Source organism: Paenibacillus sp. SSG-1 (assembly GCF_002224835.1).
GTDB classification, from domain to species: Bacteria; Bacillota; Bacilli; order Paenibacillales; family Paenibacillaceae; genus Paenibacillus_AQ; species Paenibacillus_AQ favisporus.
On record NZ_MBRK01000001.1, the window covers coordinates 35,630 to 48,536 of the forward strand.

Genomic DNA, 12,907 nt, shown 5'->3' on the forward strand with positions numbered 1-12,907 from the left:
CAGTATCTATGAATCATTGAAAAAATGAATAAAGGCTTTTTGCGTACGAGAAGCGGCTCGCTAGTTTTCAGGAGATGTGACGAGGATGCAGGGTTTGACCCTATCACGTTCGTCAATAGGATGAATGACATAGAGCTATGGGGATCACCGTGCGCATCAAGCTGTAGGTATGTCCGTCCCGCTCTTCATGGAGCGGGATTTTTTTGTCGATTTAGCCCAGTTCGGACAATTTATCCAAAATTATGAAAATATTTTACCAATTTCGCCGCATCCCTATAGTAGAATGACCAAAGAAGCCTGAGAGAAGAGAGGAGACAATCATGCAATCATTTCGACGTTACATAAGGCGAATCGTACTTCCAGTACTGCTTACCATATGGGTGCTGCTGCTCCTGCCTGGATGGGGCGGCACCGCGCATGCGGAGGATGACCCTTCCATTTCGCTGAAAACCGAAATCGGCTACAACGGCAAAATGAAAATGGGCAGCTGGAATCCCGTCAAATTCACCCTCACCAGCAGCCAGGATATTTCCGGAGATCTGGTTATCCAGATCGACACCGGACTGGCTCCCGCCACTTACGTCCAGCACGTCGAACTGCCGAAGGGTACGGCCAAGGTCGTCATCATGGGCGTTCCGGGGGACAACTTCACCAAGGATACGAATGAAATCCGCTTTTATAAAAATTCTTTCCAAAAGGGCAAGCGGGTCAGCTTCAGCTCCGGTACGCCTTATTTGAAAGGCATGCCTGTGACGGCCTCCAATGTGGCTGTTCTGTCGGAGGACCCCGACACGATGAATTTTCTAAACGTGCTGCGGAGCAGCGGGTATGACCTGAACGTTCTGCCGATGAAAGGCACGGATTTGCCTGAGGATCCGATGCTGCTGGACAGCCTTGACGTCATCGTGCTGAACCGTTTTGCCTCGGACACCTTGTCCAAAGGGCAGGCCGCAGCCGTAGAGCAGTGGGTGCGTTCCGGCGGCGAGCTGGTCCTTGCCGGCGGTGCGGCATATCCGAAGTCGGCGGCCGCTTTCGAGCAGATTGCTCCGGTTCAGTATACGGGCACTTACACGGCATCATCCCTTCTGGAGCTCGCCAAGCTGGGCGGCAAGCCGCTGGAGTTGGGCGGTGAGCTTACGCTCTCCGACGCTTCCCCGGTAGAAGGAGGAGAGGTCATGTATCAGGCCGGCGGCAAGCCGCTCATCGCCTCCCGCCAAGTCGAGCAGGGCACCGTGCTGTATGCAGCCTACGATTTGTCGATGGAACCGCTGGCTTCCTGGAGCGGTCATCCGTCGGTGTGGTCGTATCTGCTGCGCGATCACCTGGCGCTGTCCAATCAGCCGAACAACAAATTCAACATGATGCAGAACCAGATGTACAATCTCATCAACGTACTGGATTATTTTCCTTCGCTCAAAATGCCGTCTTTTCCAGTCATGGCCTGGCTGCTCATCGTTTATGCCGTGATTGTGGCGCCGGTGCTGTACTGGATTCTGAAAAGGGCCGACAAGCGCGAATGGGCCTGGTGGATCATTCCGCTCATCGCGGTTATCGCCAGCGGCACTGTCTATATGATCGGAGCGGCCGATAAAACCAAACAGCTCGCCCATACCATCAACATGCTGGAGCTGGACGGCAAGGGCAATGCCTCGGAGGTCAGCGCTTCGGCGTTCTTTACGCCCCGGAGCGGGGAGTTCACGATTGATTTTCCGGCACATACCTATCTGACGGTTGATCGGACCAACGGGGCTTTCAGCAGCTCGAACCGTTCGAACAGCTTTGTGGAGGTCGGTGATCAGTCGACCCGATTGACCTTGAGTGATATGCCGCAGTGGTCCCTCGCAAAGGTATGGTCCAATCGCAGGGAGAACCGGAAGGTCGGCCAGTTCGATGTGAAGATCCAGCTGGATGCCAAGGGGAATATCGGAGGGCAGGTGACGAACAACACATCCTATAATCTGAATCATGCGGTGCTGGCGCTAGGCGGAAGCCTGTTTGAGCTCGGCGACTTCGGCAAAGGGGAAACCAAGCCCCTATCGGCTGCCAGTAAACCGACCGCCGTTAATCCGTACAATATGGCCAACCAAATCTTTGGCAACCTTACCGGAGGCCAGGCGGACGAATTTACGCGGGAACGCGAAATTCTGATGACCACGGTTCCGAACACGGCATGGTATCAGTCAGGCTCCTACGTGATGGCCTGGAGCAAAGATCCGCTGGTCAGCTACACCATGGAGGGCAAGAAGCTGGAAGGCAATCAGCTGAACCTGTGGGCACAGCCCGTTTCCATCAACTGGGCTCAGAACGGAAAGCTCAACATTCCTTTCGGGTTTATTCAACCGAAAGTTACGCAGATATCGTCGCCGGGATGGTATGAAGATCCAAGCGGAACCACCGAAATGGACCAAGGCAGCATCACCTTCGAGTACACGGTGCCTGCGCTGAAGCAGGGTGCCTCTGCCGTGCTGACTCTCCGTGCGAACAACCCCGGGAAGAAAACGGAATACCGGATTTTCAACAATGACAAACAGACGTGGGACCCGGTAACCTGGGATGCCACCAAGCAGTGGAAGGCTGAAAAGAACGTCCAACAATACTTGGCGGGCGGCCGGATTCGCCTGATGCTGACAGCCCAAGAGCACGTCCAGTTGAAACTTCCGGAGATCAGTCTGAAGGGGGCGGAGAAGCCATGATCGAAATCGAACATTTAACGAAAACTTATGGGAGCTTTCAAGCGTTAAAAGATATTAATATGTACATTCCGCAGGGAACGGTTTTTGGATTCGTCGGTCCGAACGGGGCCGGCAAATCGACGACGATGTCGATCCTGGCCACGCTTATGCTGCCCACTTCGGGCACCGCGCGGGTAGACGGCTTTGAAGTAACCGAAAACCCCAAGGAGGTCCGCAAAAGAATCGGCTACATGCCGGATTTCTTCGGGGTCTATGACCAGCTGAAAACGACGGAGTACCTGCATTTTTACGGAGCCAGCTACAACATCCCGCGCGGGGAGCGGGACAAATTGATTCCCCAGCTGCTGGAGCTCGTCAACTTGAGCGACAAAGCGGACACTTACGTCGACAGTCTTTCCCGGGGGATGAAGCAGCGGCTGTGCTTGGCCAGATGCCTGGTGCATGACCCTAAGGTGCTCATTCTCGACGAACCGGCATCCGGGCTTGACCCGCGGGCGCGCATCGAAATGCGCGAAATTTTGAAGGAACTGAAGTTGATGGGCAAAACGATCATCATCTCCTCGCACATCCTGCCCGAGCTGGCGGAAATGGTCGATGAAATCGGCGTCATCGAGCACGGGCAAATGGTCGCCCAAGGCCGGGTGGCCGATATCCAGAATCGTCTTCGCGTCAAAAAAGTGCTTCACATCCGTTCGCTGGATAAGGAAGAGGAGCTTGCGGCACGGCTGCGGGATGAACCTTACGTCAGCGGCGTGCTTGCCGACAACACCGGCATCCATGTTCATTTCGGCGGTGGGGATGAGGATCAAGGAGCCCTGCTTCAGAGAATCGTCTCATGGGGTTACCCCGTACTTTCGTTTCACGAGGCGCAGACCAATCTGGAAGACGTATTCCTCGAAATTACGAAAGGAGGGCCTGCGACATGAATTGGACGCGCAAATGGATCAATCCCGTGCTGGATAAGGAATTCCGGCTGCGGATGCGGACCCCCCGGTCGGCGATTTCCCTGATGGTGTATATTTTGGTTCTCGGGCTGATCGCCCTGGGCTTTATTTATGTCAGCATGTACCTCGGGAACAGCGGCGGGCAGACCCGATTCAACTCGGGCATGGGCCAGATCATGTTCTATGTGCTGAGCTTTGCCCAGCTGGTGCTGATCGCATTCATGGCACCGGCGCTGACGGCGGGCGTCATCAGCAGCGAGCGGGAAAAGCAGACGCTCAGCATGCTGCTAACCACCCAGCAGAGCTCGTCGACGATCATTTTGAGCAAGCTGGTATCTTCGCTCAGCTTTATGGCCTTGATCGTGGTAGCGACGCTGCCGGTATACAGCATCGTATTTATGTATGGCGGCATCTCCCTGAATCAGCTGGTCTCACTGTTCCTGTTCTATCTGTTCATTATGCTGATGCTGGGATCGCTGGGGGTTCTTTTCTCCACGCTGCTGAAGAGGACGATGATCTCCGTGATCGTGACTTATGGCGTTGGATTGTGCATCTTTTTGCTGACGGGACTGCTGTATCTGTTCGCCCTGAGCTTGGTTCAGAGACAAAATGCACAATTAGTGCTGCAACCGGATTACTCCTGGGTTGGTTATATCCTGGGCCTGAATCCGGCGGCGGCGCTGATCAGCTTATTCGAACCGAGCTTTTCCAAACAGGCTTTCCTCGTCCGGGGAACGACGCTCAACGCGGATGCGCCGATTCAGCTGTGGCAGGAATTTGTGGTGGTGTACAGCGTGGTCATCATCGTGTCGCTCTGGATCAGCATCCACCGGATTCGCCCGGTTCGCCGTAGAAGGAAGCAGGCAGAGACAGACGGCACGGATGGCGGAGCAACGATGGAGCCCGTGAAGTAAGTACTGGACGGGATTTAAAGAAAGCAGGACGGGATGATAAGGACACTGGCCGAGTATTTTATCCATTAAAAAGGAGGTGGAAACCATGGACCCGATCATGCAGGCGATCCACCGGGCCCGCGCCCGTCTGCAGGTCTTCAGAATGCTGAGGTATTTGGCATATGGGTTGTCCTGCGGACTGATCGCAGCGCTGCTTCTCCTGCTCGCCGCCAGGCTGTGGCCGATTCCTTTCTACCAGCTGGTGGCTGCCGGGCTTGCGGTAGCAGGAGCGGCCGCCGGTCTGGCTGCCGGGCTGCTGCACCGCATCCGTGTGAAGGAAGCGGCTGAAGCGATGGATCTCGCCAGCGGCAGTGCGGAGCGAAGCGACATGATGGTGACCGCGTTGTCTTTTGCCGGGAACGATTCGGCGGCGGCTCGATGGCAGCGGACCCAGGCGGCCGAATACGGACGCCTGTTTGCGGCACAGATGAAGACAAGGCTGAGAAGGCCGAAGCTGACGAAGTGGTGGGCTGGCTGCGGCGGGGGGCTTGCCATATGCCTTGCTCTGGCGCTGCTGCCAAGCCCGATGGATGACAAGCTTGCTCAGGCGGCGGAGCAGAAGCAGTGGGTTCAGGAGCAGCGAAAGAAAACGGAGGATCTGGTGAAAGAGCTCGAAACGAAGAAGCTGGATCTGACGGCGAAAAAACCACTGGCTGACCACCTCAAGACCCTGCAAAAGGAACTGGACGGGACCAAAGACCCGGACCGTGCCTTGGAGCAGCTGGAGAAAACGATGAAGGCGATGGAGCAGACGGCCAAACAGCAGGAAGAGAAGGCGCAGAACCTGTCGGAGCTGGGCCGGAAGATGCAGCAGACGCCCCAGCTGTCTTCCATCGGGAAGAGCCTGGAGCAGAAGGATCAGGCTGCGATGAAAAAAGCGCTGGACCAGCTGAAGCAGCAGATCCGGAAGCTGTCGCCGGAAGAGAAGGAGCAGCTCCGGGAGGCTCTGAAGAAGATGGCCGAAGAGGCCGGGAAGAAACAGGACACCAAGGCCCTTCAAGAAGCGCTCAACAAGGCGGAGCAGGCGCTGGCCGGCACGGACTCTTCCAAGCTGGACGAAGCCCTGAAGGGGCTGGAGGATGAGCTGGCCAAAGCGATTGCCGCGAGCCAGGCGTCTTCCAGCCAATCCGACGCCGCTTCGGCATTGGCCGCAAGCCTGGCATCTCAGGGGCTCGGCCTGGCTTCGCAAATGACGGCGGCCGGCATGCCCGTATCGGATGCCTGGGCCACCGGCGGCGCGGCGGAACAGCTGGCCCTGGCGGATTCGGCCGGGATGGGCGAACCTTCGGACAGCGGCGGAGGCGATCCATCGGAGCCGATTGACGGGGCGGGCCAAGGTAATAGTCCCGGCCAGGGATCCGGAAGTGGATCCGGAAGTGGATCCGGTTCCGGCGCCGGACAGGGTGGATCCGGACGCGGAGGGGCCGGCCAAGGGGCGGGAGGTTCCGGCGCAGGCCTCGGCCAAGGCGGACGCGAGCTCGTCACGACGCCGCGCGAATTCGCCGGCAAAGGGAACGTGCAGGCGGACAAAGGTCCGATTCAAGGCGGCGGCGGAACGGTCCAGAAAGGCGGCGTGGCTCCGGGAGTCGAGGGAGCGAGCCGTCCTTACGAGGAAGTATACAAAGAATATGAGGCCGAGGCTAAAAAGTCGCTGGGGCGCAGCGACCTGCCGCAGCAGATGCAGGGCCTGGTCGAGGAATATTTTACGGGAATCAATCCGAATCCCTGATCTACAATTGAGGAGGAAGGCTAATGCTGGATACGCAAATTCATCCGGAAGCTTGGAAAGAGACGATATCCCGGGTACGGGAGCAGATCGCCGAGGTGATCGTTGGCCAGCAGGAGGTCGTCGAGCAGATGCTGTGGTGCATCTTTGCGGGAGGCCATGCCCTTCTGGAAGGCATTCCCGGCCTAGGCAAGACGATGCTGGTCCGTACGATTGCCGACACGCTCGACCTGTCGTTCTCGCGCATCCAGTTTACGCCGGATTTAATGCCAAGCGACATTACGGGGACGCAGGTCATTTCTTTCGGCCGTCAGGGGGAAACCTCGATGTCTTTTCAGCGCGGGCCGCTCTTCAGCAGCATCGTGCTGGCGGACGAAATCAACCGGGCGACCCCGAAAACGCAGAGCGCTTTGCTCGAGGCGATGCAGGAGAAAACGGTGACGGTTGGCAGCGAGACGCACGTTCTGCCGAAACCGTTCTTCGTCCTGGCGACGCAAAACCCGCTTGAAAACGAAGGGACCTATCCGCTGCCGGAAGCCCAGCTGGACCGGTTCCTGCTCAAAATTCTCGTGCCGTATCCGGGAAGTGAGGAGCTGAAGGAAATCGTTCGGCGGACAACGACGAACCGTCAGCCCGAGGTGCGGAAGCAGGCCGGTGCCGCTGAGCTGCTGGAAATCCAGCAGGGAGCAAGGGAAGTGCTGGTCGCCGACGAAGTGCTGGATTATGCGGCCAGGCTGCTGATGATGACCCATCCGGAAGAGGCGTCGGCGCCGGAGGGCGTCAAGAAGTACGTGCGCTTCGGTTCGGGGCCGCGCGGCATCCAGTCGATCATTTCGGCGGGGAAGGTCCGGGCGGTCTGCCAAGGCAGGATGCACCTGTCCACCGGCGATATCCATGCAGTCTCGGTGCCGGCACTGCGGCACCGGATATTTTTGAACTTTGAAGGCCAGGCCATGGGCATTACGACGGACCAGGTGATCCGCGAGATGCTCGAGCGGGCGGAGGCGCAGGGATGAGCGCGGAATACCTGCTGCCCCCGGACTGGATGGTCCGGCTGGAGCGGATGAGCCTTGGCTCTGCGAAGCGTGTGGCCGGTACCCTGCAGGGCAAGCGGCGCTCCAGCCGGCTCGGCTCTTCGCTCGAATTCGCCGATTACCGGCCTTACGCTCCCGGGGATGACATCCGCAGGTTCGACTGGGGCGTGTATGCGCGGACAGGCAAGCCGTTCGTCCGGCAGTTTATGGACGAGCAGGAGCTGATGGTCAGCCTGTACGTGGACTGCTCGGCATCGATGGATTTTGCAGGCGGAACCCGGGGACGGGAAGGGGATGGGAATGAAGCGATTCCCTCCAAGCTGCGGTATGCGAAGCAGCTGGCCGCCAGCATCGGATATGTTGCGCTGTGCTCTTACGAACGGCTGCAGGCCTGCTGCTTCAGCAGCCAGATCGACGCCCGCCTGCCCGTGCTCCGCGGGCGCGGGGCGGCCCACCGGCTGTTTCGGTTTTTTCAGGACGCGGCCCCCGGAGAAGAAGGAAGCCTCGCGGCCGCCTTCGGCGCACCGGGAGCGATGCCCAGACTGCCGGGGATGACCTGGATCTTCTCGGACTTTTGGCTGGATGAACGGGAGGAGGATCTCGGGCTGATGCTGAGCCGCCTAAGAGGGGCGGGGCAGGAGGTCGTACTCGTTCAGGTGCTGGCCCCGGAGGAAATCGACCCGGCCTACAGCGGCGACCTAAGACTGATCGACAGCGAGCTGGGCACCGGGAAGGATATCGCCTTCACCGGCAAAGTGTTACGGGCCTACCAGGACGAGCTTGAACGGTATCAGGAATACCTGATGAAGCTGGCTGCAGATCGCGGCATGACCTTCATCCGGGTTTCGACAGATATGAGCCTGCAAAAGGCGGTGTTTGGCGTAATGGCGGAGGCAGGTCTCGTCATCGCCTGACGAGCTTGGCTTACAGAGAAAGGGGGAAGCATTGTGGGAATCGGTTCATGGGCAGGGCTGTGGTTTGCGCTCAGCATACCGGCGATTCTGCTGATGTATTTGCTCAAACGCAAGTTTATAGACACCACCGTGCCCAGCCACCTGCTGTGGGACCGGGTGCTGAAAAATATCGAAGCCAACCGCCCGTGGCAGAAGCTGCAAAATCGTCTGCTGCTGTGGCTGCAGCTGCTTGCCGCCGCGCTGCTCGTTTTTGCCCTGCTGCAGCCTTATCTGTGGGTATCCGGAAATAGCGGGGGGCATATCGTCTTCGTCGCCGATACATCCGGGAGCATGGGTGCAATAGCGGCGCCGCCAGCCGGCAATGCAGGACAGTCTTCCCAGGACCCGCAGGAGACGCGGATCGAACGAATGAAATCCGAGATGAAGCAGTACGTGAAGAAGCATGCCCGCGGCAGCGAGGTCACCCTGCTCAGCATGAAATCCGAGCCCGACGTGATCATTTCCCGGGAAAAGGATGCGAAGCGCGTTCAGGATGCGATCGACGGTCTCACGCCTTACTATGGTCAGGCGGCGTATAATGAGACGCTGTCGCTGGCCTCTGCGCTTACGCGGGAGGAGCAGAACGCGGAGGTTGTTCTTTTTACGGACGGCGAATGGAAGGGCGCCAGCGACCAGGTGACGTTTGAAGTTCCTGCACATACAGTCCTGGTTGGAAACGGTCCGGTGAAAAATGCCGGCATCCAGCAGTTTGGCATTCAGCAGGGCAAGGAAGGTAATGATGCGGTGGCTGTGCTCGGCTCGTGCGGGACATGGGAGGCGCCGGTCGATGTACGCATTTATGGGGACAACAAGCTGCTTCGTACCGAATCGGCCGATCTTACCCGGCACAGCGCCACGCTGGTTCTGCAGTCTCTGCCGCCGGCTGACGTGTACCGGATTGAGTTGGATGGCGATGACGGATATCCCGCGGACAACGCAGCTTACGCTTTTGGGAAAAGCAGCCGGGAGCCGAGCATTCTGCTGCTGACGCCGGGCAATCTGTTTCTGGAAAAGGCGCTGCAGCTGACCGGAGCGCAGGTGACCCGGATGACAACGGAAGAGCCCAGCAATTCCGCGAAAACGGCGGATTCAGGGAACGCTGCGTCTGTTCCACAGGTTCCCAAGGATCCGCCGGATTTGATCGTTGTGGACGGGCAGGCGCCTGCATTTACGAAGGAAGGTTCCTGGAAGCAGCTGCTTGAAGAGACCCCGCTGTGGTCGATCGGCGGCAGCGGTCCGGAAGTCAAGGTGAACGGTCAGGAGCCTAAAGTATCCGATCATCCGGTGAACCGGTACATCACGCTGAAAGGCCTCTACGTGGGCGAGCTGCACAAGGAACCGCTGCCGGCCTGGGCCGAGCCGCTGGTGACGATCGGCGGTACGCCGGCAATATATGCAGGCAAGGAAGCGGGACATCCGCGGCTGTCGTTTCTGTTCCGGCTGCAGGACACGGATCTGCCGCTGTCGGCGGAATTTCCGATCCTCGTCCATAACGCGGTTTCTTGGCTGAACGAAGGCGAAGGTACGGGTCTCGGCAGGGTAACAGCCGGATCGGGAATGGAGGTGCCGATCGCAGCGGATGCGGAGCAAGCGGAATGGAAGGTGCAGCATACCGGGGTGCCTGGTGCGGGAGCGCCGGTTCCGGAGGTGCAAAAACGGGAGCGGGCGATATCCTCCCTGCAGACGGCGCCGCAAGTACCCGGATTGTATGCTTTTGAAGAGCGAAACAGTCAGGGGAACACCATCAGCTATCTGGTGGAGGCGGCTGCCGATCCTTTTGAGGGGACCTTTGCCTCCTCTAAGCCGGTTGTTTTGAAATCGGGCCAAGACGATACAGGCAGGGCTGAGGCAGGTGCCGGAGAACAGGCAGGGGATCCGGGAACGGATGGGAAAATCGGTCAAAGCCGCTACTCGCTCATGTGGCTGGCCGCCGCCGTCGTACTGCTGATGATCGTGACCGAATGGGGGGTGTACCAGCGTGGGCGTTCAATTTAATCACCCTTGGCTGCTGCTCTTGCTCCTTCCGCTGGCGCTTCTGATGGTGTATGCGTACAAATCGGACTTTCGCCTGGCCGGCCGCCGCAAAACCTGGGCGATCGCCATCCGTTCCGTGATCCTGCTGCTGCTCGTGCTGATGCTGTCCGGATTGCAGTCTTATACTGTATTGCACCAAAAGAAGGTCGTATATGTCGTTGACCGCTCGATGAGCATGACGGACACGGAAAGCGCCGAAGCGTTTATTGGACAATCGGCCAAAGGCAAGGAAGCGAAGGACACCATCGCGGTGGTATCCACAGGTCTGGACGCGGCTGTTGAGCAAAAAGAGACCCGTGAGCTCCCGGGCTCCCTTCGGCTGAATGCGGACCTGAAGCGGGAATACACGAATCTGGAAGCCGGCATGATGCTCTCCGGGAGCATGCTGGACAGCCGCTCGGATTCCCGGATCGTCCTGATCACCGACGGGGAGGAGAATGTCGGCAGCATGCTGTCGGCTGGACGGCTGTTGAAGGACCAGGGCATCCCGGTTGACGTGCTGGAGATGCCTTCGTCCGAACAGCAGGACGTCTCCGTGGAGGAAGTCAAAGTCCCGGAGAAGCTCTACCAAGCAGAGTCCTATTATATTGAAGTGCTGGTGCGGAGCACCTATAAAGGCAAGGGTGAGCTCCGGCTGTATGAAGACAACGCCGAGATCGGACGCGAGTCGGTGGACGTGACCCCGGGAGACAACCGGTACGCCGTGAAGGGGCTGGCGAAAAAAACGGGGCTTCACCGCTACCGTGCCGAAATTTTCATGGACGGCGACCGCCAGTCGGCCAACAATGCGGGATATGCCTTTACCCGGGTGGAAGGTCCGCCCAAGGTGCTGATCGTGGAAGGCGAGAAGGGGAACGCAGCCAATCTTGCGTCGGCCCTCTCATCGGGCCTGGTTCAGTATGAGCGGATCGATCCGAGTGTTCTGCCGCTGGAGCCGGCGAAATATGCAGCGTATGACTCCATCATTTTTAACAACGTTTCCGGCGACCAGGTGGGCGAGCGGCGGATGGCCATGATCGAACAGGCGGTCCGCACCTACGGGGTCGGCTTTATGATGGCCGGTGGCGAGGACAGTTACGGCATGGGCGGTTATTTCAAGACACCGATCGAAAAGCTGCTCCCCGTCTCCATGGAGCTGGAGGGCAAGCGGGAGATCCCGTCCCTCGGTCTGATCCTGGTCATTGACCGTTCGGGCAGCATGAGCGGGGACAAAATGGAGCTCGCCAAAGAAGCGGCGATCCGTACGGTGGAAATGCTGAGATCCAAGGATACGGTCGGCGTGCTCGCTTTTGATTCCCAGCCGTGGTGGGTCGTGACGCCTCAGCCCCTGGCGAACGGCAAGGAAGACGTTATTTCACAGATTCAGTCCATCCAAAGCGATGGAGGGACCGATATTTACCCGGCCGCGGCGTCCGCAGTGGAGGAAATGCTGAAGGTCAAGGCCCAGCGGAAGCATATCATTCTGATGACCGACGGACAGTCGGCCGGAAACGGCGGATACAGCGATTTGATCGAGCAAATGAAGGGCGGCAAAATCACGATGTCCACGGTTGCGGTCGGAATGGATGCGGACGTCAATCTGCTGCAGTCGCTGGCGGATGAGGCCAAGGGCCGATACTACTTTGTGGATGACGCTTCGTCGATACCGTCGATTTTCAGCCGAGAAGCCGCGATGATGTCCAAGTCCTACATTGTGGACAAGCCGTTTGTGCCGGCACTGCAAAACGGCGGGGACTGGACGTCTTTGTTCGAAAATGGCGTGCCGCAAGTTTACGGCTATGTCGCCACGACGCCGAAGCAGGGGGCGCAGACGGTGCTGACCAGTCCGGAGCCCGACCCGCTGCTGGCGAGGTGGCAGTACGGATCCGGCCGAACCGTCGCCTGGACAAGCGACCTGATGGGCAAATGGTCGAAGGACTGGGTAGCTTGGCCCGCCTTCTCCAATGTCGTGACCCAGATGGTGAAGTGGACCTTCCCTCAGTTTACGGCTTCCCCGTATGAGGTAAGCACGCAGATCGAGGGGAACCGGGTCCGTTTTGAAGTCAAAGCGGATACGGCGGGCACGGATCAACTGCAGGCGGTCATTACCGGGGATGATCTGCAGGAGCATAAGGTGGATCTCGTTCAGGAGGCGCCGGGAAGCTATACCGGAGAGCTGCCGGTGGACCAGTCCGGTTCGTATCTGATGACGCTGCTCGATGGCAGCGGCAAGCCGGCTGCGCCCGGCACCGGGCTGGTCGTCCCTTACTCCCCGGAATACCGGATTGCGGACGGGAATGCGGATCAGGGGCTTCAGCGATTGGCTGAGCTGACCGGCGGCCGGATGCTGTCGATGGACCATCCGGAGCAGGTATTTGCCGCCAAAGCCAAGCCGAGCCGCCAGCTCCATGATTGGAGCTATGCGCTGCTGGCGGCCGCCCTGGTGCTGTGGGTGGCGGACATTGCCGTCCGCCGCCTGGCGCTCCCATGGGGCGCCATCGCTGCGCGGGCCGCCGCCATCCTGCGGCGGCGGCAAGCACCGGCCGGCGGGGCGGAGGCCCCGGACGCCGGCCTGGGCCGGCTGGCGGCGC

The 12,907-nt window shown here is 59.1% G+C and carries 8 protein-coding genes; all 8 read left to right on the top strand.

What is annotated here, in order from left to right; genetic code table 11:
• The first annotated feature begins 320 nt into the window (after positions 1-320).
• The gene (locus BCV73_RS00210) at positions 321-2,693 is read left to right on the top strand and encodes a DUF7408 domain-containing protein (protein WP_089545524.1); all 2,373 of its coding nucleotides are present in this window, start codon (positions 321-323) and stop codon (positions 2,691-2,693) included.
• Positions 2,690-3,619: an ABC transporter ATP-binding protein gene (locus BCV73_RS00215; protein ID WP_089545525.1), complete on the top strand. Its 930-nt coding sequence runs from the start codon at positions 2,690-2,692 to the stop codon at positions 3,617-3,619. The genes BCV73_RS00210 and BCV73_RS00215 overlap by 4 nt, the downstream gene beginning before the upstream one ends.
• On the top strand, positions 3,616-4,551 hold the full coding sequence (locus BCV73_RS00220) for an ABC transporter permease (protein ID WP_089545526.1): 936 nt from the start codon (positions 3,616-3,618) through the stop codon (positions 4,549-4,551). The genes BCV73_RS00215 and BCV73_RS00220 overlap by 4 nt, the downstream gene beginning before the upstream one ends.
• An 85-nt stretch (positions 4,552-4,636) precedes the next feature.
• A complete protein-coding gene (locus tag BCV73_RS00225; RefSeq protein WP_089545527.1) occupies positions 4,637-6,319 on the top strand; it encodes a phage tail tape measure protein in 1,683 nt (560 codons plus the stop codon).
• 23 nt (positions 6,320-6,342) lie between these two features.
• Positions 6,343-7,332 carry an AAA family ATPase gene (locus BCV73_RS00230; protein ID WP_089545528.1) on the top strand — a complete coding sequence of 330 codons (990 nt, stop codon included), beginning with the start codon at positions 6,343-6,345 and terminating at the stop codon, positions 7,330-7,332.
• Entirely contained in the window at positions 7,329-8,264 is a 936-nt protein-coding gene (locus BCV73_RS00235; RefSeq protein WP_089545529.1) for a DUF58 domain-containing protein, read from the top strand. The genes BCV73_RS00230 and BCV73_RS00235 overlap by 4 nt, the downstream gene beginning before the upstream one ends.
• A gap of 33 nt (positions 8,265-8,297) precedes the next feature.
• The gene (locus BCV73_RS00240; RefSeq protein WP_089545530.1) at positions 8,298-10,298 is read left to right on the top strand and encodes a vWA domain-containing protein; all 2,001 of its coding nucleotides are present in this window, start codon (positions 8,298-8,300) and stop codon (positions 10,296-10,298) included.
• A partial coding sequence (locus BCV73_RS00245) for a VWA domain-containing protein (RefSeq protein ID WP_256992700.1) occupies positions 10,282-12,907 on the top strand: 2,626 nt, incomplete at its 3' end. The genes BCV73_RS00240 and BCV73_RS00245, both read left to right, overlap by 17 nt.

Excerpts from the sequence above, each read along its gene's own strand:
- BCV73_RS00235 (WP_089545529.1), top strand. The coding sequence starts at position 7,329 with ATGAGCGCGGAATACCTGCTGCCCCCGGACTGGATGGTCCGGCTGGAG.
- BCV73_RS00230 (WP_089545528.1), top strand. The coding sequence starts at position 6,343 with ATGCTGGATACGCAAATTCATCCGGAAGCTTGGAAAGAGACGATATCC.
- BCV73_RS00210 (WP_089545524.1), top strand. The coding sequence starts at position 321 with ATGCAATCATTTCGACGTTACATAAGGCGAATCGTACTTCCAGTACTG.
- BCV73_RS00215 (WP_089545525.1), top strand. The coding sequence starts at position 2,690 with ATGATCGAAATCGAACATTTAACGAAAACTTATGGGAGCTTTCAAGCG.
- BCV73_RS00220 (WP_089545526.1), top strand. The coding sequence starts at position 3,616 with ATGAATTGGACGCGCAAATGGATCAATCCCGTGCTGGATAAGGAATTC.
- BCV73_RS00225 (WP_089545527.1), top strand. The coding sequence starts at position 4,637 with ATGGACCCGATCATGCAGGCGATCCACCGGGCCCGCGCCCGTCTGCAG.